Source organism: Parvivirga hydrogeniphila (assembly GCF_023371205.1).
GTDB classification, from domain to species: domain Bacteria; phylum Actinomycetota; class Coriobacteriia; order Anaerosomatales; family Anaerosomataceae; genus Parvivirga; species Parvivirga hydrogeniphila.
The window spans coordinates 133,404-155,594 of the sequence record NZ_JAMCCO010000001.1; the positions used below are offsets into that span (position 1 = coordinate 133,404).

Here is a 22,191-nt window from a genome sequence, read left to right on the forward strand (position 1 = left end):
CCTCGCCTCAGCCGCGCCTGAGCGCGTCTGCGAGCGTCTCGGGGAAACCGGCGTCGAGCATCGCTCGCACGACGGCCTCGACGTCGTACGGCACCCGATGCACGACGAGCCCGAGCCAGACGTCCGTCGTGCCGATGGGGCCAGCGGCGGGGTCGTCTGGCGCCGCGTCGCGCACCTCGCGCTCATCGCCCATGACGAGATCCACCCAGCACGCACGTGGATCGCCGTCCTTCGGCTTTCCCACAGACCCGCTCGACACGTAGTGGATGCGGCCCTCGGTCGGCGGAAGCTCGCGCGCGCCTCGCAGGCGCATGTCCGCTGCTGCTGCGGCGTCGAGCGCGCGGTGGTACGGGATGTGGATGTGGCCGTGACAGACGACGTGCGCCCCGGCCTCGATCGCGAGCCGAGCGAGCTGCGCGTCGGTCCTGTCGAGCAGGAGGTACTCGTTGATGCGGCGCGGGCTTCCGTGCGTGAGCAGGACGGACGCCCCTTCGTGCTCGACCCACAGGTGGTGCGGGAGCCCGAGCAGCCACTCTGCGTCACCCGCTGAGAGCAGGCGCTCGGTGATGCGATAGCTCGCCTCGCCGTCCTCCTTCGCCTGCTCGGTCCCGTAGTAGCAGCCGCACTGCCCGCGGTGCGCTGCCACCCCATCGTCGTAGTTGCCGACGATCGTGGGGACGCCGAGCGACCGGACGCGCTCGACGACGCCGCCCGGATCGGGCCCGTAGCCGATGAGGTCGCCGAGGCAGTAGCGCTCGACCGCCGCCCCCAGCCCGCTCGCTTCCATGTCTGCGAGCACGGCGTCGAGCGCGACGAGGTTGCCGTGTATGTCGGAGAACAGCGCGATGCGCCTCATGGCCGACCTACTTCCGCCACGCTTCCTCGTGTGGGAGCAAACACTGTGCCCCGGCGCACTCGCCGCCAACGCACTCGAGCTCGAGCGTGCTGTGCGCGATGCCGTGGTGCGCCGCCAATTCCGCTTTGATGCGCGCGACCGACTCGGAAAGGTCCGCCAAGTCGGTGCAGTCCGTGACGAGGTGGGCCGACAGAGCGCGTTCGGTGGAGGAGAGCGACCACACGTGCAGGTCGTGGACCTCGACGACGTGCTCTTCGCCGAGGATCGTGCGCTGCACCTCGCCGAGCACCACGTCGGCGGGCACGGCGTCGAGCAGCACGTCGGTGGACGCCCGGACGATGCCGAACGACTCCCGGATCATCCATAGCGCGAGTGCGATCGAGACGACCGCGTCCACGGCGCTCCACCCCGTGAGCAGCATGATGACGCCCCCGGCGACCACGCCGAAGGACGTGACGGCGTCCGCCACGAGGTGCAAGAACGCGCTCCGGACGTTCAAGTCCCGCCCGCCGCGGAGCAGCACGGCAGCGCCCGCGTTCGCCACGAGCCCGACGCCTGCAAGGACCGCGACGAGCCCTCCTTCGACCGGCTGCGGGTGCAGCAGGCGGCCCACCGCCTCGACGAGCACCCACACCGACACGGCGAGCAGGCCGGCCGCATTGACGAAGGCGGCGAGCACCTCCGCGCGCTTGAAGGCGTAGGTGCGGCGCTCGGTCGCTGGGAGGCGCCCTGCGCGGTTCGCCGCGTAGGCGAGCACGAGGCCCAGCACGTCGCTCGCGTTGTGCGCAGCGTCCGAAAGCAGCGCGAGGCTGCCCGCCAGAACGCCGCCGACGACCTGCGCGACCGTGATCGCGACATTCACGACGACGCTGGCAAGAAGCCTCGCGCTCATGTTCTCGGGAGCAGGGTGCGCGTGCACGTGCGGGCCGTGGCTATGGGCGCCGTGAGCGTGGCTGTCGTCTTCGTAGGGCATGACGCTCCTTCAGGACACCGTGCCCGCAAGTCTAGCAGAGGACGGACCTCTTCCCGGCCCGGCCGTTCCGTCTCGCGAGCGGACGACTTCCAGCGCGAAGCCCTACGCCGCGACCGGCTCCATCTGGCGCGCCTCGGCCTGCGCGAGCGCGGGCACCGCGAGCAGCGCAAGCAGCGCCAGACCGACACCGTACACGAGGTACACGCGATCGAGCGAAGCGCTCGTCGCGATCCGCCCGCCGACACTGGTGCCGATCGCGCCGCCGAGCATGAAGCAGAACGTCACGAGCGACATCGCGGCGCCACGGGCCTTCTCGGCGAACTCGGTGGCGATCGTGAGCAGCGTCGAGTGCGCGGTCATGAAGCCGAAGCCGAGCGCGAAGATGCCGACTGCCGTCAGAAGCAGGCTCGGCGCACCGAGCAGCACGAGACCGTCCGCCAGGGCAGCGGTGGCAAGGCCGAGCACCGCGGTGTTCCTGCGCCCGAGACGTGCCGCGATCTTCCCGCTCGTCCGGCCACCGATGACAGCGGCGATGCCGAACGCGGTCATCACGCCGCCGATGGCGAGGAAGGTCAGCCCATACCGCTCGGCAAGCGCCGTTCCCAGGTAGCTGAAGCTGCCGAGGAGGAAGATCCCCTCGAGCAGGATGATGGCGTAGGTGCGCGCGCTGGGGCCGTGGCTCACGAGCTTTGCGTACGGCGAGAGGAAGCGGGCCTCCGGGTTCCGGGTCTCCTGCGCCCGCACGTCCGCCAGGCCGCGCCACAGCACGACCGTCACCGCTGCGGAGAAGACGGCGTACGCGACAAAGACGCCGCGCCAGTCCAGGAAGTACGCGATCGCTCCGCCGATGCCCATCGACAGGGCCTGGCCGAGGAAGGAGATGCCCATGAACGAGCCGATGGCCTGCTGCCGGCGCTCCATCGGCACGGCATCGCCGATGAGCGCAAGCGAGATCGGCATGGTCGCGGCAGCGAAGACGCCCGTGAGAGCACGGAAGACCGCGAGTCCGGTGAGCGTGGCCCCCGTAGCGCACAGGCCCGTCGCGACGGTGAACGCCGCGAGCGTGCCCAAGACGATCCGGGACTTTCCGTACCGGTCTGCGAGCGGGCCGAAGATGAGCTGGAACAGCCCGAACGGCAGCATGTATGCCGCGATGAGGACGCCTGCTGAGGCCGCCTGGACGCCGAGGCTCTTGGCGATGGCGGGAAGGATGGGCGAGACCACCCAGTTGTCGGCCATCACGATGAAGCCCGCGAGGCCGAGCAGCACGACGAGCCGGTTCTCTTTCACGACGATGCACTCCTTACTTCGATGTTTGTCGAACGATGATGGGATACTATACCCCTGGCGGTATGTGTGTGCAAGCCGCGCCGTCGCCTCGTCTTTGGGGCGCGGCGAGCTCGATTCCGGGCACGCCCGCTCAGCGCGCAGCGCGCCTCGGCCCTGGGCGTTCCCCTCTAGCCCTGGGCGAGCTCTCGGATGATCCCTTCCACGGCCTCCGGCGTCGTGTGGGCGTCCTCGGCCAAGAAGCGGACGTCGTCCTCGGTGGGCGTGTAGCCCTCCGGAGCGTGCGCGAGCGCGTTGCGCACGTACGAGCGGCGCAAGCGCTCGAGGTCGACGTCGCGCACGGACAGCTGCTCGGGCCACTCGGGGACGACGATGCTCGTGCCGGGCACGCTCTCAGCCGGATCCCCCAGGCGCACCTCGATGCCGTTCGCGCGCGCGAACGCGATCTGCGACCAGTGGTGCTTGCCCGCCCCCGTGTACTCGGTCTCCTGCACGACCACCGTCGCCTCGCGCGGCAGATCCCGCGCAAGCGCCATCGCCGCCGCAAGCGCCGTGTTGCCGCTCGGCCCGCGCTCCAGCCCCTCGAGCTTGCACAGCGCCTCGGTGGCGTAGAAGACCTCGCCTTGGCTCACAGTCACGTAGCGGTCCATGTACCGGAGCGCGCGCGCAGCGTTGCGCGGCACGTCGGCGCGGTCCGGCCAGGTCGCGAACGGGACGCCGAAGCCGGTGTGCCCCGTCGTGAAGCTCTTGCGGTTGAAGTCGGTGTCGCTCGCCATGTGCAGCCCGCTCAGGTCCACCGACGCGCTCACCACCTGCGTTTCGCGCGCGCCCGCCTTCGCGAGCCCTCGAGCGGTGCCGGTGGTGTTGCCGCCGCCGGCGTGGGTGACGACGACGTGGCTGGGCGGAGCGCCCGTGAGCGCGCGCATCTGCTCGGCGATCTCGAACCCGAGCGTCTCGATGCCCGCCACGCCGAACGGCGAGTAGAGCGAGGCGGCGAAGTAGCCCGTTTCTTCCAAAAGCTCGAGCATCACCACGAAGAGCTCCGGTCCGACGGTGAGCTGCACGACCTCTGCCCCGAACGCCTCGCACAGCCGCGACTTCTCGATGATCTCCGGCTGGCCGACGTGTCTGGAGTCGAACGCCTCCTGCACGATGATGCACTTCAGGCCGGCACGCGCCGCCTGGCTCGCAACGGCCGCGCCGTAATTTCCCGAGGTGGCGGCGATGACGCCGTCGTATCCGCGCTCCTTGGCCACGTGGATGCTCACACTCGCGCGGCGGTCCTTGAAGGACCCGGCGAGGTTGGCGGCCTCGTCCTTCACGAAGATGCGGGCGCCGAAGCCGGGCGGCGCGTACGAACGCACGAGGTCGGTGAGGTTCCTCAGCTCGATGAGCGGTGTGTCGCCGACACCGGCCGCTCGCTGGATGGCCCGCACGTCCTCGATCGTCAGGCCGTGCGAGGCCATGAGCCCCTCGTAGTCGAACGCGATCGGCGAGCGCTCGAAGGCCGCGTAGTCGAACCCGAGCGCGGCTTTCATGATGGCGCCGCGCCGAGCGAGGACGGCCGCAGACGTGCCGCCCATCTTAGCGGCCCTCCCTGGCGCGGTACGCCGCGACGCGAGCTCGCAGGTCGCGCCCGATCGCGACGAGCTCTTTTGGCGGACGCCCGAACGTGTGGGTGTAGCCAGGCAGGACGTCGGTGAGCGTGCCTTCGACGACACGCCCGGTCATGGTCTCGACTTCGACCTTCTCACCGATGCGTGCCGCGGCGCGCGCAAACCCCTTCACCCACATCTTCAGCGGCTGGCGCGCCGTGTCCTCGGGAAGCCCGTCGGCGCGTTCGCCCGGCTCGAGCACGACGCGCTCGACCTCGACCCAGTCGCCCGCCTGGCACCCCGTGCGCTCGTTCACCGCGATCACCTCGCGCCGGCCGAGGGCGCCCAGTACCGCGGGACGGGCATGTCGGTCACTGTGAGCAGACCCGGCGGCGCGTCCACGATGAGCGGGATGTAGTTGCCCGTGCTCGCGTAGGTGCCCTTGCCGCCAGGGACCTCGGGCTCGTTGCGTAGGTGGAGCTCGGGGTCGCCGTAGATATGGATGTAGTCGCCGGTGGCCACGCCTTCGGCTTCGGGGCGGATCTGCTGCGGGTGGACGAGCTCCACCCGCAGGACGTCGCCCTCGTACCCGCGCCCGACGTGCCGGCATCCGGCGACCTGCCCGGGCGCCACGTGGACGTGCGGGGTCGAGCGCTCCACCGACGAGACGATCGGCTCGCGGGACTCCTCGACGCGGTCGATCCGCCATCCGAGCGCGTCAGCGATAAGCCCGATCGATTCCGGGAAGCCGATGTGCCCGACGATGCGGCCCTCGGCCACGCCCCGCTCGAACTCGTCCACGCTCGTCCCGACGCCTTGGCTCGCCATCACCGTCGGGCCGAACGGCGAGAGGTCGTTCACGCGCTCCGCGACGATGCGATCGACACGCAGGCACACCGATGTCAGCGTCACGATGAGCGCGTCGAGCACGAACCCCGGGTTGATGCCGCAGCCGAGCACGCTCACGCCGTGTTCCTCGGCAAGCTCGTCGATGCGCTGCGCCCAATCGGCGTCGCTCGCCCACGGGTACGCGAGCTTCTCGGCGATGCACAGCACGTTGCAGCCCGCTTCGATGGCCGGGACGATCTGCCCTTCGACCTCGTCGAGATTGCTTTGGGTGCAGATGCACACGACGTCGGGCCGCTTCGCGAGGACGGCGGCCGCGTCGGTGGTCATGCGGACGTCGCAGTCGCGCCCGATGAGCTCGCCGACCGTCATGCCGTCCTTCGCGGGGTTGGTGACGATCGCTCCGACGATCTCGACGTCTGCGGGACGGTCGAGCAAGTAGCCGAGAAGCCCTTGCCCCATCATCCCTGTGCCCCACACAGCGACCCTGATCACGGCAGGCCCCCTCTCGTCGTATGCAATACCCGTACGCCGCTATGCAATCACACGGGGAGCCGCTGTGCCAGACGCTTCAGGCCTTGCGGAGGATGGCGCGCGCGGCGTGGATACCGCTCGCACTCGACTGCAGCAGACCGCGGGTCACGCCAGCGCCGTCGCCGATGGCGTACAGGCCCGCGATCTGCGTCTGCAGGTCCGCGCCGAGCTCGAGACGCGACGAGTAGAACTTCACCTCGACGCCGTACAGCAGCGTGCCGTCGGCTGCGACGCCCGGTGCGAGCTTGTCCATCGCATCCAGGAACTCGAGGATGTCGGCGAGGTGCCGGTACGGGAGCACGAACGAGAGGTCGCCCGGCGTCGCCGAGGGCATCGTGGGCTCGACGACCGACTGGGCGATGCGCTTCTGAGTCGAGCGCCGCCCCGCGCGCAGGTCGCCCAGGCGCTGCACGAGGATGCCGCCGCCGAGCAGGTTCGCAAGCCGGGCGATCGACTGCCCGTAGGTGATCGGGTCGTTGAACGGGTGCGTGAAGGTCTGGCTCACGAGCACCGCGAAGTTCGTGTACGCGGTGCGCTCTTCAGCATACGAATGCCCGTTCACCGTCACGATGTCGCCGTACGACTCGGTGGTGACTTCGCCGTATGGATTCATGCAGAATGTGCGGACCTGATCGCCGAACCGCTTGGAGTAGTAGATGAGCTTGGCTTCGTACAGCGGCTCGGTAAGAGGCTCGAGCACGGGGGCAGGCACCTCGACCCGCACGCCGATGTCCACCGCGTTGCTCGCAAGGCCGATGCCCAGAGCGCGCGCCTGCGCGGCCAGCCAGTCCGCGCCGTCGCGCCCGGGAGCGAGCACGACCGTCTCCGAGAGGAGCGTGGAGCCGTCCGCGAGCTCGACGCCGACGACGTGACCCGCGTCCACGAGCACGCGCACCGCTTCGGTGCCGAGGCGGACCTCGACTCCGTGTTCGACCAGCCAATCGTGCATGGCCTGGAGCACCGCCGGCGAGCGGTCGGTCCCGATGTGGCGCACGCGCATCGGCACGAGGCGCATCTCTGCAAGCGTCGCCGCTCGGCACAGCCGCTCGGCGGTCGCCTCGTCCGGGCCGTGGACCTCCTCTGTGGCGCCGAACTGAACCCAGATGCGGTCGGCGTCCGAGAGCAGACGGTCGAGCGTCTCGCGTCCCACGTAGTCGCCGAGCCACCCTCCGACCTCTGCCGACAGCGTGAGCTTGCCGTCCGAGAACGCGCCCGCGCCGCCCCACCCGCTCATGATCGCGCAGGTCTCGCACCCGACGCAGTGCGTCTCGCGAGCCGGGCAACGCCGCTTATCGATCGCCTTGCCGCGGTCGACGATCGCGAGCCGTCCCGCGCGGCCGGACCGTGCCAGCTCGAGCGCCGCGAAGATGCCTGCCGGGCCCGCGCCGACGATCACCACGTCGAACCGTTCGCGTGCACTCATGCCACCACCTCCGAACCCGCCCGTCGAGCTACGGCTCCTGCCTGGCCAGCGGTACGAACTTCGTGTAGCGGTCGAGGTACGAGACGCGGCAGACCCCCGTCGGGCCGTTGCGGTGCTTCGCTACGATGATCTCGGCCTCGCCTTTCGGGGGGACGTCGTCGCGGGAGCGCGTGTCGTCCTCGTCAGCGCCTCGCGGGAACGTGTCCCGGTGGATGAACATCACGACGTCGGCATCCTGCTCGATCGCCCCCGATTCACGCAGGTCCGAGAGCACTGGACGCCCTCTGCGCTGCTCGACGGCCCGAGAGAGCTGCGAGAGGGCAAGCACCGGGACGTTCAGCTCCTTGGCGAGGATCTTCAGCCCGCGGGAGATGTCCGCCACGTCCTGCTGCCGGTTCTCGGACCGCCGGTTCTGCGGCTGCATGAGCTGGAGGTAGTCGACCACGATCAGTCCGTCTTCCTTGTCGCGGAACAGCCGCCGCGCCTTCGCGCGGACCTCGACGATCGAGGTCGATGCCGTGTCGTCGACCCACAGCGGCATGTCGCCCAGCCGTCCCGCCGCATCCACAAGCGCCGGCCAGTCGGCGTCGTTGAGGTACCCGGTCCGCAAGCGGTGCGAATCGACGCGCGCCTCCGCACACAGCAGGCGCTGGACCAGCTGTTCTGACGACATCTCGAGGCTGAAGATCGCCACGGGGTAGCCCTTGCGGGCCGCTTCCACGGCGATGTTGAGCGCGAGCGCCGTCTTGCCGACCGATGGCCGCGCCGCAAGGATGACCAGGTCGCCCCGGTGAAGGCCGGCGAGTATCTTGTCCAGGTCCGGGAACCCCGTCGGGACGCCGGTGACGTGCTCCTTGCGCTCCGCGAGGACCTCGATCTGCTCGAAGCTCGTCTTGAGCAGCTCCCGCATCGGCCGGAAGTTGCTTGAGACGCGCTTCTTCGTGACGTCGAACAGCCGCTTCTCGGCTGTTTCGATCGCCTCGTCCAGGTCGTCGACGCGCTCGTACCCGAGCGTGGCGATGTCGGTGCCTGCCCGGATGAGCTCGCGAAGCGTCGAGGTGCGTTTCACGATCTCCGCGTAATGCCCGGCGTTGGAGACGAGCGGGACGCGATCCACGAGCTCGATGAGGTACGGCTTGCCGCCGGCCTCTTCGAGACTGCCGGTGGCTTGGAGCCGGTCGGCCACTGTGATCTGGTCGACTGCCTCGCCGCGGTTGTAGAGGTCTCTGATGGCGCCGAAGATGACGCCGTGGCGCGGCAAGGCGAAGTCGGCAGGCTCGACGGCGCTCAGACCGACTTCGACCGCCTCGGACGACATGAGCATCGCCCCGAGAAGCGACTGCTCGGCCTCCTCGTTGTACGGGGGAACGCGGCCGCCGCGGTCTGCGACCGGCCTCGGCCCGTCTTCGTCCTTCGTCCTTCGCGCCACGCGCTCACATCCCAGCGTCTACTCGGTAGCCGGCTGCTCCTCGACCGCGCCCGCAGCCTCATCGGCAGGCTCCGCCTCGGCACCCGTTGCGCTCGCCGCCTCCGCGACCGCTGCGGCGCCCTCTCCCACGCGCACCACGCGAACTGTGACGTCCACCGCGACGTCAGCATACAGGTGCGCAGTGACCGGATAGTCGCCGAGCGTCTTGATGTGCGTGCGGAGCTCGAGCTTGCGCCGGTCGAGATCGACGCCGAGCTGCGCATTCATCGCCTCTGCGATCATGCCGGAGGTGACCGAGCCGAACAGCTTGCCCTCGTCGCCGGCCTTCGCCTCGACCACGACGGTCTTGCCAGCGATGGCGCCGGCGACCCGCTCGGCCTCCGCCCGGCGCTCCGCCTCACGCTTCGCGATGTTGTGCTTGCGGCCCTCGAGCTGCTTCAGGTTGCCGGGCGTCGCTTCTACCGCCATCTTGCGCGGCAGGAGGTAGTTGACCGCGAATCCCCGGGCGACCTCGATCACGTCGCCTTCGGATCCGCGACCTTTCAAATCAGTCAACAGGATGACCTTCATCGCTTCTCCTACTCTGTCCCCATGGCCCGAACGGGCCGTGCGACACATTCCACTCTAGTGCTGCTCGGACGCATCCGCCACTGAGATGCGACGGTGGCGCCGAGCCTATCAGACGGACGGTCGGCTTGCGTCCGTTCGTCCGTCGCGCGGCAGCTTCCGGAAGTTCAGCCAGACGTCCACGAGCCCGGTCAGGCTCACCAGCGGAACGAAGGCCTCGGTGATCGCAAGCGTGGCATACCCGAACGCGCGGCCCGCCTTCGACACCTTCACGCGCTCGTACAGGCCCGCGAACACGGCGACGCCTTGCGCGAACAGCACCCAACGCATCGTGAGAAGAAGGTTCTCTCCGACCACGCCGAGCAGCCCGCCGCGCCATCCGTGGCTGAACTTGTCAACCGCCATCAACACGAGCGCCGCGATGAGCGCCCACACCACGCGCGGGTCGAGGTCGAACTCCGCGAGCGGCGGGACTCCGCGGACCTCGACGCCGAGGCGCCGCAGGACCACGGTCGCGGCTCCGACCGATCCCACCGCGGTCACTCCGGCAAGGAACGCCAGCACCGCGGGGAGGATGCGGACCATGGTCGAGACCAGTTCTTCGACCTGGCGCTTGGCCTCCGCGCTGCCGATGCCCGCTTGCGGGGCGCCGACCAGACCTTGGCTCACTGCCTGCTGCATGGTGGTGCGGAACATCGTCGCCACGTCTGTGCCTTGCGCGGCCGCCGCGCCGACGACCGCTCCTGCCCACACCGCTGCGACCGCGACCGCGACGGCCAGCACGGCCGACTCGAACCGGGACCGCTTGAGCAGCCCCACGGTGACGGGGCCCACGACGAGCAGCCACAGCGTCACGTACAGCGGGCCGGTCGGGTCGAGCACGAACGTCGCGGCTCCTGCCACGAACGCCGCCGCGGCCGCGGCGAGCGCTCCGTGGCGGACGTGCAGCCGGACGAGCCCTGCTGCCGCCAGCGGCAGCCCGATCGGCGGGAACGCCAGGCTCACGAGCGCACCGGCCACCACCGCGAGCAGCGCTGCGGCGGGCCGAGCCCGCCTTGGCTCGCCGCTATCAGCGACGCTTGCCATCGACCCTTCCGCTCACGACCGGGACCGTGTACGGCACGAGCGCCATCTCACGGGCGCGCTTGATCGCCATCGCCAGCTGGTGCTGGTGCTGTGCGCAGTTGCCGGATACGCGACGCGGCTTGATCTTCCCGCGGTCGGTCATGAACTTCTTGAGCGTGTTGACGTCCTTGTAGTCGATGTACTCGACCTTGTCCTTGCAGAACTGGCAGTACTTCCGCTTGGGCTTACGAGCGTAATCGCTCACTGGCTCTGCCTCCTTTCCCACGGCTCGGGAGAGCCGCGCGTGCGCCACGCCGGGGCGGGAGGGGCCCGCACCGCGGCCGGCATCTGCCCCTAGAAGGGGATCTCTTCTCCGTCGATGTCCTCGACCGGCATCGGTGCTTTCGCAGACGACGCCGCAGGACCGTCCTCGCGCGCGGAGAGGAACTCGATCTCTTCCGCCACGACTTCCAGTTTGCTTCGCTTGTCGCCGTCAGGCGTCTCCCACTGGCTCCAGCGGAGACGGCCCTCGATCGCCACTTTCGTGCCCTTCTTCAGGTACCGCGCGAGCGCGGTCGCGCGCGCACCGAAGAGCACGACGTCGATGAAGTTCGGCACGTCTTCCCACTCGCCTGTGCTCTGGTTCTTGCGACGGTCGTTCACCGCCACACCGAGCCTGAGCACATCCGTACCGCCTGCCGTGGCCCGGAGCTCCGGGTCGCGGGTAAGGTTGCCTGAGATGACGACTCTGTTGATGCTCATGTGTTCCCACCTCGTTCGTGCGGCATGAAGCCGCTCCTGGTCCGCTCCCGACCCGTCAGTCGAGATCGTCGCGACGGATGATCTTGAAGCGGACGACCGGATCCGTGATCTTCAGGACGCGGTCGAGCTCAGCGACAGTGGCTGCGTCAGCGTGGAACATGAGCACGTGGTAGTCGGCCTCGGAAAGCCCTGCGATCTCGTACGCGAGTTTTCGCTTGCCCCACGCGTCTTCGGAGTCGACGACACCGCCGGCGGCGGTGATGACTCCGCGGACCTTGCTCAGAAGCGCCTCGCGACCATCGTCGTCGAGCGAGGGGTTGATGATGAGCATGACTTCATACGCCTTCACTTGTTCACCTCCTCTGGGCTAGACGGCCCCGGGACTCGAAGGCGTCAGCCCGGGGCAGGAAATGAAGCCCTCGCAGTGTACCAGAGTCCCGCCGCGTCCACAATTCCATACCCCACGGCTCTGACACGCTGCGCTTTCCCCCTATACAACACGCTGCACCCCCAGCACCTTTCGCCGCGCGCGCATCGTGGCGGCGACCGATAGCACGCCCGCCGCGATCGACAGCACCGCACTGCGCGTCGCGAGCGCTGAGGGCGGCGCCGCCACGCCGAGCGTCTGCACGGCGCGATTGCGCTCGGCCGCGACCGGTCGCGCGCCCCATCTCGCCGCTGCGCTCGTCTGCTGCATCGCTTGGATCGAGCGGAAGATGGACTGCCGCACCGTCCGCTGACCGGCAGCAGGGCAGGCGGCATCCGTCCCCCGCCACGCGCCAGGGCTCGCGCCGTTCAGCGCTGGGTCGTGCGGAGAGCGCTCCGCACGAAGACCTTCCGCCTGACCCTCGCTCGCCGGCTGGATGCCAGGAACCTCACCGGCCGCCGCAGTGCCGTCGACAGCCGGCGACCCGGATGGCGTTGGCCGCTGCACGGACGTCTCTCCCGTATCACCTGTCACCGGAAAGCCCGGCGCCTCCTCGTCCGCGCTGCCGCCAGCGGCGAGCAGCGGCTCGGGGTCGACGTACCGCCCCTCGACCCGCACGCTCAGGTGTACGTGCGGCGACTCGCAGGACGCGTCGCCTGCCGATGCGAGCTCGCCGACGCCCGTTCCGGGCACGACCTCCGCTCCCGCGCTCACCCAGAGGTCCTGAAGCGGCATGACCGTGACGAGAGCACCGTCTGCAGTCTCGACAGTGACCGCGCCGCACCGCCCCCCACCGTCGGCCGGCACCAGCCCAGCGAACCGCACGCGGCCTCGGCACGGGGCCGCGACGGCCTCGCCGGCCGTGCCGAGGATGTCCAGCCCCCGGTGCGTGCAGCACGATCCTGCAGCGACGTAGGTCTCTCCGAACCGCAGAGCGATGGCTCCTGGGACCGGCGTAGCAAGCGGCTCCAGAGCGGACGCGTGCGCTGGCGCGATGAGCGCACACATGAAAACGGCGAGCACCGCTCGGTGACTGATGCCCTTCATCCCACGCCTCCGTAGCCCGGTCGCCGCGGAGACGGGAGGGAGCGGCGGAACGAACGTTTGTTCGTATGGTATGGCGCTCGCGCCGGCCGTGCAAGCAGCGCGCGACGAACGGCAGAAGGCGGTGACGAGCGGCCTACGAAAACGGCCGCCCAAGGGCGGCCGGTCATCACGCTGGAGCGGGCGACGGGTCTCGAACCCGCGGCCTAGAGCTTGGGAAGCTCTCGCTCTACCAACTGAGCTACGCCCGCCTCTGGCACCCGCGTATTCTACGGCACCACGCTGCGTCTCGCAACGCGCGGCCGCTCTCGCCCGACGCTGCGAGACCTACACGAACCGCGCGAGCACGATCACGTCGATGGGCGTCCCGTCGCGCTTGATCGCGCCGCGCAGCACCCCTTCTCGCTCGAACCCGAGCCGCTCGTAGAGCGCGACGGCCCACGGGTTGGTCGCCCACGCGTGCGCTTCGATGCGCTCGACCCCGTGCAGGGGCGCCCACGTGAGCAGCCGCTCGATCAGCGCGGTGCCCACGCCCCGCCCGCGCCACCCGCTGCGCACGCTGACGCCGAACGTCCCGGCGTGCCGGTTCTCCGGCAGCGTGCCGCCCGCGAAGTCCAGCAGCCCGATCACCGTGCCGCCCTCCTCAGCCAGAAGAAGGGTGGAGTTCGCCGGCTCGAGCCTGCTCCGGATGAACGCCGTCTCGTCTTCGAGCGAAGGCGCCGGCCGCGCGAATATACCCGGCAGCTTTTCGCTGAACAGCTCTGCGGCGTACTCCGCCAGGGCGGCCGCGTCTTCGATTGTCGCTTCCCGGATGACCATGCGACCTCCTTGCCCGTCCTCCTGCTGCGCTTCGCTGCCCGCAGTTGCATACGATACCGCAGTCGTGGTATTTAGACGTTTGGCTAAATCTCTAACCGCGCACAGGAGCGGCACCGGTGCCAGGCGACGTGTTCAAGGCCCTGTCCGACCCGACGCGACGCGAGATCCTGCGGCTGCTGCGAGACGGCGACCTCACCGCAGGCGCGATCGCGGAGCACTTCGACATCTCGAAACCGTCGATCTCGCACCACCTGGCCTCGCTCAGGCATGCCGGGCTCGTCACGGCCGAGCGCCGAGGACAAGAGATCCTGTACTCGCTGGACGCGACGCTTTTCGAAGAGCTCATCGCCTACTTCCTCGATCTGGTGGGCGAGAGCCGAGAACGAGGAGTCGAACCGTGAACCCGAAAGAGATGCCGAGACTCCCGCTCGTGCTGATCGCCGCGATGTTCGTCGCAGGCGCGATCGCCTACCCGCACCTGCCAGCGCGCATCCCCACGCACTGGAACGCTGCAGGGCGGATCGATGCGTGGGCCGAGCGTTCGTTCGCAAGCGTCTTCTCTGAGCCGCTCCTTGCGCTCGGCATGTACGTGCTGTTCATGGTGATGCCGTACTTCGACCCGCGCCGGCGGAACGTCCTGCGCTCGAAACAGGTGTACTTCCTCGTGCTCGAACTGGTGACGGGCCTGCTCGCCGCCATCTTCGCCGGCACCGTCCTTGCAGCGTTCGACCCGACCTTCCGGATGGACCGCCTGGTCTTGGTGGGGACCGGGGTGATGTTCGTCGTGCTCGGCAACCACCTCGGCCGGGTCAAGCCCAACTGGACGATGGGCGTCCGCTACTCGTGGACGCTTTCAGACGAGGTCGTGTGGGTGAAGACGAACCGGCTGGGCGGGCGGCTGTTCGCAGCAGGCGGCCTGCTGACGATCGCCTGCGCGTTCGTGCCGCCGCCCGCCAACGTGGTCATCATGCTGGGATGGGTGCTCGGCATCCTGCCCGTGACGTACGTGTACTCGATGCGCCTGTACAAGCAGCGCCACCCGGAGGAGATGGCGCCCCCAGAGGCCGACGGCAGTCAGGCGACCGGCGAGGACTGAGCCGCTTCCGGCAGGAACGGCGCGTACATCATGCGCGCATCGTTCACCGCCACCAGCTCGATCTCAGTGCGCCCGTCGGGGCAGACCGCCTCTCGCCACAGCTCGTTGTGCCGTACGTAGACGCCGGGCCCTTCGTGCGTGATGCGGTGGTTGCGCTCCTCGATGCGGTAGCGCGCGCACGCAGGCTCCGGAGCCGTCCACGCGCCGACGAGGTGCGTGTCGGTCACCGTAAGCGAGAGCTGGTACGGGACAGAGGTCCGGTTCTCGATCTGCAGGTCGAGCATCGGCCACGCCACCGTCGCGCCGCTCCCGAACGGCTGCGTCCGGGCCGCGTCGGGGAAGACGTCGTAGCTGTGCCGCCACCGCTCGACGACGGTGAGCGGCGTATGCAGCGTCATCCAGAACAACAGGTTCGACATCTGGCACAGCCCGCCGCCCACGCCCGTCCCAAGCCGCCCCTGACGCAGCACGAGCCCTTCGAGAAACCCGCGCCGAGCGGTCGGTTTGCCGACCTCGCGCCAGAACGATAAGCGTTGCCCCGGTTGAAGCACCACGCCGTCGAGGCACGCGGCCGCGATCCTCAGATTGACGGCCTTGTTGCGCTGCAACCGTTCGTCGACGCCCGCCAGCCGCCGCATGAGCGGGGTCGCGTGCTCGGCCACGACGTGCTCGAACGGCGCTGCACCGTGGACGACTTCGAAATCCACGCGTCTGTCGCGCCACTGCAGTTCGCGCCGCAGACGGCGGACGGCCGCACCGACCGTCGTGCTCGCCACCTTCCTGACGGCGCCTGAAAGACCGCTGCCCCCCGCGAACCGATCCGATGGCATCGATGCCCCCTCTGCCTCGCCGCACGCCTTGAGAGCGAAGGATACGCGGGCCCGGCGACATCCGGCCGACGGAAGAAGCACAGGTCGGCAACGTTACAGAGACGCGATCCCGAACGCCACCAGGATCTGCCCTGCATAGTACGCCGGAAGCCCGATAGCCTTCGCCGCCAGACCGCGGCCGAAGAAGCGCTCCGCCGCGACGGCGAGGTCCGACCCGACGACGAGCGCAGCGCCGAGGCCGATCTGCCAGACGCCTGCAGCACGCGCCGCGCCTGCCGCCGCCACAGCCATGGCGATCGCCACACACGCGTACGCGCCCGCAGCGACCGGAAGCGCTCCTTGTGCGCGCCCAGAAAGCCAGCGCCGCACAGCGATCCCGCCGGCAGCTCCGAGCACGGCTGCGGGCAGGAGCCATGCCTGCCCTGCCCTCGCGGCGAAGCCGCTCGCCGCGAGCGTGTGCGCAAGCGCGAAGCCGGCCATGCCGGCGACGAGACCGGTGCGACCGGGGACGGCGAGCGCCACGTCGGAGACGGCCGCCACCGCAAGACCGGCCGCGACCAGGGCCGCCGGCACCTCCAGGTGCGCGCCGACCGCTGCGGACACGCCCACGACGACGAAGCCCGCGCTCGCGAGCGCCTTCGCGATGCCGTACGCGAGCGGCCGCCCGGCGCGTGCCGCGAGGAGCGCGGCGCCAGTGCCCGCGGCCGTCATCGCCGCGGCCCCTGCCGCAAGCGGGATCACGCCTTCAAGCCGCCCGTGATCGCACGATCCGCGACGAACAGCGCGCCCGCAGCGAGCGAGAGAGCGATCGCCCACACGAGCTTGGCGGGCTTCGGCTGATCGACCACCGCGTGCCCCCGGCGCACGATCTCGAGCGTCTGGGCGTGGATGTCCGTGTCGCCGCCGTGGTCCGGGCACGCTGCATGGAACACGCCGGTCACGCGTACGATGTCGCCTTCGTGCTTGTAGTCGCCGAACGTGCCGATCTTCCGAGCCAGGTCCGCGCTCACCCAGACCGGCATGCCGCTGTTCTGTCCGCCGAGCGGCGCGCCCTCCTCGATGTTCTTCTCGAAGTACGCGTCGTCGTTGAGGTGGATCCACGCATGGCTGCCGCGCGCCATGGCCTCGCCGACCGCCTCGCCTTCGAAGGTGACGGTCATGCCGTCGTATTCCTTCATGTGCTCGACGAGATCGCCGCTCGAGAGGCGGTTGGGGCTGTCAGGCGCTGCGCCGCCCTGAGGCCGCTCGACACAACCGGCAGCGAGCGCGATCAGCAGGATCGCGACCGCACCGAAGAACGCGTGGCGGAGCCTCACGCTACTTCCCCCTCACCATCGAGATGCCGTATCCCACGAGCGCGAAGACCGACATGAACTCGAGGCGGCCGAGCCACATCGCGACGATGTAGAGCGCCTTGAGCGCCGCAGGCATGTTCGGAAGCGTCACGCCGCACGAAAGCCCGGTGTTCGACGCAGCAGACACCCCTTCGAACGCCGCCTCGACCACCGGGTAGCCCGAGAGCACGCCGGCGACCGTGACGACGAGGTAGAGCACGACGTACGCGAGCGTGATGGTCATCGCGGTGCGCACCACCGCGTCTTCGAGCACCACATCGCGCACGTGGTGGTACTTCGTGCGCACCACCGCGGATTCCGGCGAGAGCATCGTGCGGACGTCGTGGAAGAACGCCTTCGCGATGACGCCGACTCTTATGCCCTTGATGCCGCCCGCCGTGGAGCACGCCGATGCGCCGATCGCCATGGCGATGGTCGTCGCGAGCATCCCGACAGGACCCCACTGGGTCACGAACGCACGGGAGAAGATGGTGGAAAAGCCGGTCGTCGTGTGGCCCGACGCCAACTGGTAGAAGACCTTTCGCACCACAATGACGGCATCCGTGTAGACGCGGGCGCGTGCGAGCACGAACGTCGCGAGCAGGACGAGCGAGGTGAGCGTGATGGCGAACGACACCGTCTCGACGTTCTTCCGGATCTCCGTTCGCTTGCCGGTCCAGACCGCCCAGTGCAGCGCGAAGTTGAATGAGCCGGCTATGAAGATGATCGCGCAGAGCACCTCGTAGACGATCGAGTGGTAGTACATCGTGTTGTACGACTGCGGCGCGAACCCGCCGGTCGACCACGCTCCCATGAAGACCCACAGCCCGTGGAGGAGCGCACGCACAGGGCTCTGCCCGAGCGCGGCCCCCGTGATAGCGAGCGCGATCCAGCCGAACGCCAGCCACACGAGCGAGACCAGCCAGATCGCCCGCGCCGTGTTGATGACGTTCGGCAGCAGCCGCTCGTCTTTACCCTCGCCGACGTAGACCTTGTACGCGCCGGCCGTGCCGCGGAACAGGAATGTGAGCGCGATAACGACGATGCCCTGGCCGCCTGCGTACGTGAGCAGATGCCGCCACATGTTCAGCCCGAAGGAAGCATGGTCGAGGTCTTGCAGCAGGTACAGCCCCGTGGTGGTGTAGCCGCTCATGACGTCGAACATCGCGTCGAGGTAGGAGCCCTCGTGACCTGACAGGAAGTGCGGCAAGGCGCCCAGAGCGGTCGCGACGATCCACGAGCCTGACGCCACCACGAGACCGTGGCTCCACTCCAGGTCCTTGTCCGTGCGGCAGACGAGCTGCGTCCCGAACCCGAAGATGAAGCACGCTGCCATGCCGATGACGAAGTCGAGCGCCGTGTCCCACTCCGCGAACGCGAGAGAGGTCAGAAGCGGGATCGTCATCAGCAGGCCCACGCCGATGATGACCTTGCCCGTGTACCGCCCGATGACGAGATGGTCTTCGAGACGCGGTTTGAGCATCACGGCCAGATCACCTTCGCGACAAGCGCGATGATGAACGCGGCGACGGTCAGCGCCAGAACGTACGCCGCCTCCGTCATCATCCCCGCCAGGTATCCCGGCCAGCGCCGAGGGTCGGTCAGGCTGCGGGGGATCTCGCTGCTGCGATCAGCAGCCACCTTGCTCACGCCCCCGTCAGCGCTCGCTTGAGGATCGCCTCGTGCTCTACACGCGTGAAGGCGATGACCACGTCGCCGGGCTTGAGCGTCGTATCGCCGTGGACGGTGATGACCTCGTCTTCGCGGATCAACGCGACGAGGATGCAGTCCACGGGCAGCTTGAGCTCGGCGACGGCCTTGTCGCACACGACGCACCGGTCGGTCGGCAGCTCGATCTCCACCACCGCCATGTTGCCCTTGCGCAGGGCCGCCAGCGTGCGGATGTCTCCGATGGTGGCCTCTTCCTCGATCATCCGCGAGATGATCGTCGTCGAGGAGATGCCTTCGATGCCCAGCGCGTTGAAGATGCGTTCGTTCTTCGGGTTGTTGACACGCGAAACCGTGCGCGGCACGCCGAACGCGGTCTTGGCGAGCTGGCAGGACACGAGGTTGTCGTCGTCGTCCCCGGTCGCGGCCACGAAGACGTCCGCTCGGCCGACGCCCGCATCTTCCTGGTACACCGAGTCGCAGCCATCGCCGAGGATGATGAGCGGGTCCCCGGGAAGCTCGCCGGCCAGCTTCTCTGCGACTTCGCGCCGCTTCTCGATGAGCGCGACGGTGTGCCCGCGCTCGAGGAGCGTCCGCGCGAGGTACGAGGCGACCTTCCCGCCGCCGTTGATGACCACGTACACGTCAGTCCTCCATGTAGGGCTGGATGCGCTGATACTGGTCGGTGTGCACGGCACCGACCAGGATGTCGCCCGCCTTGAGCTGCGTGTCTTCGTCCGGAACGATGCTATTGGCGCCACGCAGGATCGCCGCGACGCGGAAGCCCCGAGCGACCTCGACGTCGCGAACGCGCTTGCCGTCCACCTCGGCGCTCGCCTTGAACTCCACGAGCTCGATATCGCCGACCGCGTTCAGGTGGTGCCCGTGGCCGGCCTTGATCTTCTCGACGAGCGATTCGGCCACCAGCGTGGTGCCGCACACGTAATCGAGCCCGAGCTGCTGGTACGTGCGCTCGCGCACCGGGTTGTACAACCGCGCGACGACGTGTCGAACGCCGAACAGCTTGCGCGCGACCTCGGCTGCCATGAGGTTCGTGTTGTCGAGGTTGGTGACGGCCGCGAACACGTCCGCTTCGTGGATGCCCGCCTCCTCGAGGACTTCCTCGTCGAAGCCGAGCCCGCGGATACTGATGCCGTTGAAGGTGGTTCCGAGCCGTTTGAACGCCGCCTCGTCCCGGTCGATGACGGTGACGTTGTGACCTTCGACCGAGAGCATCGTGGCCAACTGCGAACCCACTCGTCCGCACCCCACGACGATGATGTTCACCTCGCGCTACCTCCGCCTACGATGCGCTTCCGCCTCGGACATTCCCGCAGACTAGCCCTGCCCACATGCTCCGTCAATAGCGGTACCGGGCCACGGAACAGGACGGCGGGCGCCGCCTTCCGGTCGACGCCCGCCGCTGTCTGCAAGCGTTGCGCTACTTGCCGATCTTGAAGATCTTCGTCCCGCACACGGGGCAGACGCCCTGCGTGGCCGGACGGCCGTTCTTCATGGTGATCTCCTGCGCGTCCTTGATCTCACGCTTGGCCTTGCACTTGACGCAGTACCCTTCCTTCGCAGCCACTCGACCGCTCACCTCCTTGTTCCGTTGACACCCGACGCGATCCCCCGTACCGCTCGGGACCTCCTCGAACGGACATCCCGAAGCAAGTGTACATGTTCTTGCCGATTTGTGAATATTAATCGCCGAACGGCGCATGCCCCGCACGGGCGGGACGCTCATCGAACAGCCTCCGCACGAACCGGGACACGAGCAGCAGAACGACGCCGCCCGCCGCGACCAGCACGGCGAACGCAGCCCCTGCCATCGTCCAGAACCGCTCTGGGAACAGCCGGATGATGAGCGCGTCGTCAGGGAACAGCCACCCGCCCTGCGGGAAAAAGACCTTGTGGAACGCCACGAACGCCGAGGAGAAATCGGCGAGACCCGCAGACGCCAGCGCTGCCGCCACGACAAGCAGCGCGCGACCGCCCCATTTCAGCCCGCGCGCAAGCTCCGCCTGCGTCCCGTGCGCGACCGCGTGCGCCACGAGATTCGACAACGCCACGAGTGCGGCGATAGTGACCCAGCGAACCGTCGCCACAACGCGTCTGACGTCATCGAGGTGCTTCGCAGTCGCAACGTCGAACGCGAGGGACTCGCCGATGCGCTCCGGAAGGACGTCGGTGCGTCCTGTCGCGTACCGGCGCGCCGCTTCCGCTGCCTCCAGTGCGGCGCCCTTCCCGAGCTGGACGACCGCAGGGGCGCCCGCGACGCGGACCCCCACGCTCGTGAACCACGGCATCAGCAACACGGCGACCGCCAGGCCAGCGGCCGCCACCGCGGCAGAGACCGCCGTCAGCAGCGAACGCAGCTGCCCGCTCACGAAGCGCCCTCCTCGTCGCACTGCGCGTCAGGCAGCACGACGCGGTTGCCGCCGCAGCGTACGGCCTCGGCGAGCAGCTCGTCCGCCGCATCGAGAAGGGCGTCGGCCGTGAGCCCGTCGCGTGGCAGCACCGCGACCGCGACCGATACGGTGGCCGTCACACCGTGCGTCACAGCGCGCTCCATGGCCGCCCGGAACCCCTCCGCGATCTCGACGGCCCGGCTCGTCGCGCCGCTCTGCGCGTCGCCGTCCTCGGCCGCCACCGATGGGACGACGACAGCAAGCTCGTCGCCACCGACGCGACAGGCGACCTCCGGACCGGGCGGCGCGTCGGGCCGTCCGGTGCGAATCGCCGCGCGCAGCAGCTCGCCTGCGCGCGCGATGACCTCGTCGCCGATGTCGATGCCGAAGCGGCCGTCGATCGCCGCGAGCCCGTCGACGTCCGCGAGGACGAGCGCGAGCTCGCGCCCGCTCCGCTTCGCTCGCTCGACTTCGGCGTCGAGCACGCGATGGAAGTACTGCCGGTTGAACAGGCCGGTGAGCTCGTCGGTGAACGAGCACTCCTGCAGCTCCAGCTCCCGCTCGCGGATGCGGCGCATCATGAGCATGCCGACGGTGGCCGCTCCGCACAGCATGGTGACTTCCCAGAGGTAGCGGACGAGCACGTACGTGCCGTGATGCCACAGGTCGTTCTCCACGAACGGCATCTGGATGTGCGGGAGCCACCGCGCCCACTCGGCGAGCAGCACGCCGCCGTACATCGCCGAGGCGGCCGCTACCACGAACCACACGTCGCTGCGGCGGGGCAGGATGAACGCGGCCTCGAGGACGAAGAGCAGGTACATCGTCGTGAACCACGAGTACACGCCGCCGCTGTAGTACACCAGCACGGTGACGACGATCATGTCGAGCAAAAGCTGCGCGTGGTTGAGGAAGGCGACGTTGCCGAGCTTCCGGTACGTGGCCTGGTACATCGCGTTGTACGCGACCACGAACGCGAGCGCGATCGCCGGGACGACCATGTTGTCGAGGAAGACGTCGATCCGAACCGCGCGCGTGTACACGAATGCTGCGACGATCGAGAATGTCGCGAGCGCGGCGACGATCGCCCACCGCACGCGGATGACGGTGCCGACGCGCTCGATGTTCGCGCGGATGGCCTCGATGTCGTACTGGGTCGGTTGCTCGCGCCACGCGACCTTCGCCGCGCGAGCGATGCGCTTCACGATCCTGCCGGTGCCCAAGC

The 22,191-nt window shown here is 68.9% G+C and carries 27 protein-coding genes and 1 tRNA gene; 2 read left to right on the top strand and 26 right to left on the bottom strand.

Annotation, left to right across the window (positions count from 1 at the left end; translation table 11 throughout):
• Positions 1–7 precede the first annotated feature (7 nt).
• The 16 genes from MX659_RS00675 to MX659_RS00750 form a co-directional block, all read right to left on the bottom strand.
• Positions 8–856, bottom strand: a complete 849-nt coding sequence (locus MX659_RS00675; protein WP_267191565.1) for a metallophosphoesterase family protein — start codon at positions 854–856, stop codon at positions 8–10.
• A gap of 7 nt (positions 857–863) precedes the next feature.
• Positions 864–1,829, bottom strand: a complete 966-nt coding sequence (locus MX659_RS00680) for a cation diffusion facilitator family transporter (RefSeq protein WP_267191566.1) — start codon at positions 1,827–1,829, stop codon at positions 864–866.
• 102 nt (positions 1,830–1,931) lie between these two features.
• Positions 1,932–3,119: an MFS transporter gene (locus MX659_RS00685; protein WP_267191567.1), complete on the bottom strand. Its 1,188-nt coding sequence runs from the start codon at positions 3,117–3,119 to the stop codon at positions 1,932–1,934.
• Between the two features lie 167 nt (positions 3,120–3,286).
• A complete protein-coding gene (gene ortB, locus MX659_RS00690) occupies positions 3,287–4,699 on the bottom strand; it encodes a 2-amino-4-oxopentanoate thiolase subunit OrtB (RefSeq protein ID WP_267191568.1) in 1,413 nt (470 codons plus the stop codon).
• A gap of 1 nt (position 4,700) precedes the next feature.
• Positions 4,701–5,027, bottom strand: coding sequence for a 2-amino-4-oxopentanoate thiolase subunit OrtA (gene ortA, locus MX659_RS00695; RefSeq protein WP_267191569.1), 327 nt, complete (start codon positions 5,025–5,027; stop codon positions 4,701–4,703).
• A 5-nt stretch (positions 5,028–5,032) separates the two neighbouring features.
• Positions 5,033–6,052 carry a 2,4-diaminopentanoate dehydrogenase gene (gene ord, locus MX659_RS00700; RefSeq protein ID WP_323745439.1) on the bottom strand — a complete coding sequence of 340 codons (1,020 nt, stop codon included), beginning with the start codon at positions 6,050–6,052 and terminating at the stop codon, positions 5,033–5,035.
• Between the two features lie 76 nt (positions 6,053–6,128).
• Positions 6,129–7,514, bottom strand: a complete 1,386-nt coding sequence (locus tag MX659_RS00705) for an NAD(P)/FAD-dependent oxidoreductase (protein ID WP_267191570.1) — start codon at positions 7,512–7,514, stop codon at positions 6,129–6,131.
• A 28-nt stretch (positions 7,515–7,542) separates the two neighbouring features.
• The gene (dnaB, locus tag MX659_RS00710) at positions 7,543–8,943 is read right to left on the bottom strand and encodes a replicative DNA helicase (protein WP_267191571.1); all 1,401 of its coding nucleotides are present in this window, start codon (positions 8,941–8,943) and stop codon (positions 7,543–7,545) included.
• Between the two features lie 18 nt (positions 8,944–8,961).
• The gene (rplI, locus tag MX659_RS00715) at positions 8,962–9,513 is read right to left on the bottom strand and encodes a 50S ribosomal protein L9 (protein WP_267191572.1); all 552 of its coding nucleotides are present in this window, start codon (positions 9,511–9,513) and stop codon (positions 8,962–8,964) included.
• Positions 9,514–9,621: 108 nt separating this feature from the next.
• On the bottom strand, positions 9,622–10,596 hold the full coding sequence (locus tag MX659_RS00720; protein WP_267191573.1) for a DUF2232 domain-containing protein: 975 nt from the start codon (positions 10,594–10,596) through the stop codon (positions 9,622–9,624).
• Positions 10,580–10,840: a 30S ribosomal protein S18 gene (gene rpsR, locus MX659_RS00725; RefSeq protein WP_267191574.1), complete on the bottom strand. Its 261-nt coding sequence runs from the start codon at positions 10,838–10,840 to the stop codon at positions 10,580–10,582. The genes MX659_RS00720 and rpsR overlap by 17 nt, the downstream gene beginning before the upstream one ends.
• Before the next feature lie 89 nt (positions 10,841–10,929).
• Complete coding sequence (locus MX659_RS00730; protein ID WP_267191575.1) at positions 10,930–11,337, bottom strand: single-stranded DNA-binding protein; 408 nt, start codon at positions 11,335–11,337, stop codon at positions 10,930–10,932.
• Positions 11,338–11,392: 55 nt separating this feature from the next.
• Positions 11,393–11,686 (bottom strand): 30S ribosomal protein S6, encoded by a 294-nt coding sequence (rpsF, locus tag MX659_RS00735; RefSeq protein ID WP_267191576.1) that lies wholly within the window; start codon positions 11,684–11,686, stop codon positions 11,393–11,395.
• Between the two features lie 141 nt (positions 11,687–11,827).
• Positions 11,828–12,811 carry a M23 family metallopeptidase gene (locus MX659_RS00740; protein ID WP_267191577.1) on the bottom strand — a complete coding sequence of 328 codons (984 nt, stop codon included), beginning with the start codon at positions 12,809–12,811 and terminating at the stop codon, positions 11,828–11,830.
• Between the two features lie 172 nt (positions 12,812–12,983).
• Positions 12,984–13,059 (bottom strand) — tRNA-Gly (locus tag MX659_RS00745).
• Between the two features lie 76 nt (positions 13,060–13,135).
• On the bottom strand, positions 13,136–13,627 hold the full coding sequence (locus MX659_RS00750; RefSeq protein WP_267191578.1) for a GNAT family N-acetyltransferase: 492 nt from the start codon (positions 13,625–13,627) through the stop codon (positions 13,136–13,138).
• A gap of 116 nt (positions 13,628–13,743) precedes the next feature.
• On the opposite strand from MX659_RS00750, the gene MX659_RS00755 reads away from it, so the two are divergent.
• Together MX659_RS00755 and MX659_RS00760 are read left to right on the top strand one after the other, a co-directional pair.
• On the top strand, positions 13,744–14,028 hold the full coding sequence (locus MX659_RS00755; RefSeq protein ID WP_267191579.1) for an autorepressor SdpR family transcription factor: 285 nt from the start codon (positions 13,744–13,746) through the stop codon (positions 14,026–14,028).
• Positions 14,025–14,723 (top strand): SdpI family protein, encoded by a 699-nt coding sequence (locus MX659_RS00760; protein WP_267191580.1) that lies wholly within the window; start codon positions 14,025–14,027, stop codon positions 14,721–14,723. Before MX659_RS00755 ends, MX659_RS00760 begins: the two co-directional genes overlap by 4 nt.
• On the opposite strand, the gene MX659_RS00765 is transcribed toward MX659_RS00760, so the two are convergent.
• The 10 genes from MX659_RS00765 to MX659_RS00810 form a co-directional block, all read right to left on the bottom strand.
• Positions 14,702–15,553: a VanW family protein gene (locus MX659_RS00765; protein ID WP_267191581.1), complete on the bottom strand. Its 852-nt coding sequence runs from the start codon at positions 15,551–15,553 to the stop codon at positions 14,702–14,704. The two genes, MX659_RS00760 and MX659_RS00765, sit on opposite strands and share 22 nt — an antisense overlap.
• A gap of 93 nt (positions 15,554–15,646) precedes the next feature.
• On the bottom strand, positions 15,647–16,294 hold the full coding sequence (locus MX659_RS00770; RefSeq protein WP_267191582.1) for a lysoplasmalogenase family protein: 648 nt from the start codon (positions 16,292–16,294) through the stop codon (positions 15,647–15,649).
• A complete protein-coding gene (locus MX659_RS00775; RefSeq protein ID WP_267191583.1) occupies positions 16,291–16,869 on the bottom strand; it encodes a hypothetical protein in 579 nt (192 codons plus the stop codon). Before MX659_RS00775 ends, MX659_RS00770 begins: the two co-directional genes overlap by 4 nt.
• Position 16,870: 1 nt before the next feature.
• A complete protein-coding gene (locus MX659_RS00780) occupies positions 16,871–18,370 on the bottom strand; it encodes a TrkH family potassium uptake protein (RefSeq protein ID WP_267191584.1) in 1,500 nt (499 codons plus the stop codon).
• A complete protein-coding gene (locus MX659_RS00785) occupies positions 18,370–18,528 on the bottom strand; it encodes a hypothetical protein (RefSeq protein ID WP_267191585.1) in 159 nt (52 codons plus the stop codon). Before MX659_RS00785 ends, MX659_RS00780 begins: the two co-directional genes overlap by 1 nt.
• Before the next feature lie 5 nt (positions 18,529–18,533).
• Entirely contained in the window at positions 18,534–19,199 is a 666-nt protein-coding gene (locus tag MX659_RS00790; RefSeq protein WP_267191586.1) for a potassium channel family protein, read from the bottom strand.
• Position 19,200: 1 nt separating this feature from the next.
• Positions 19,201–19,842 carry a potassium channel family protein gene (locus tag MX659_RS00795; protein ID WP_267191587.1) on the bottom strand — a complete coding sequence of 214 codons (642 nt, stop codon included), beginning with the start codon at positions 19,840–19,842 and terminating at the stop codon, positions 19,201–19,203.
• 154 nt (positions 19,843–19,996) lie between these two features.
• A complete protein-coding gene (locus MX659_RS00800; RefSeq protein WP_267191588.1) occupies positions 19,997–20,143 on the bottom strand; it encodes a DUF5679 domain-containing protein in 147 nt (48 codons plus the stop codon).
• A gap of 115 nt (positions 20,144–20,258) precedes the next feature.
• Positions 20,259–20,945 carry a lipoprotein intramolecular transacylase Lit gene (locus tag MX659_RS00805; protein WP_267191589.1) on the bottom strand — a complete coding sequence of 229 codons (687 nt, stop codon included), beginning with the start codon at positions 20,943–20,945 and terminating at the stop codon, positions 20,259–20,261.
• On the bottom strand, positions 20,942–22,189 hold the full coding sequence (locus tag MX659_RS00810; RefSeq protein ID WP_267191590.1) for a GGDEF domain-containing protein: 1,248 nt from the start codon (positions 22,187–22,189) through the stop codon (positions 20,942–20,944). Before MX659_RS00810 ends, MX659_RS00805 begins: the two co-directional genes overlap by 4 nt.
• Positions 22,190–22,191: the final 2 nt, after the last annotated feature.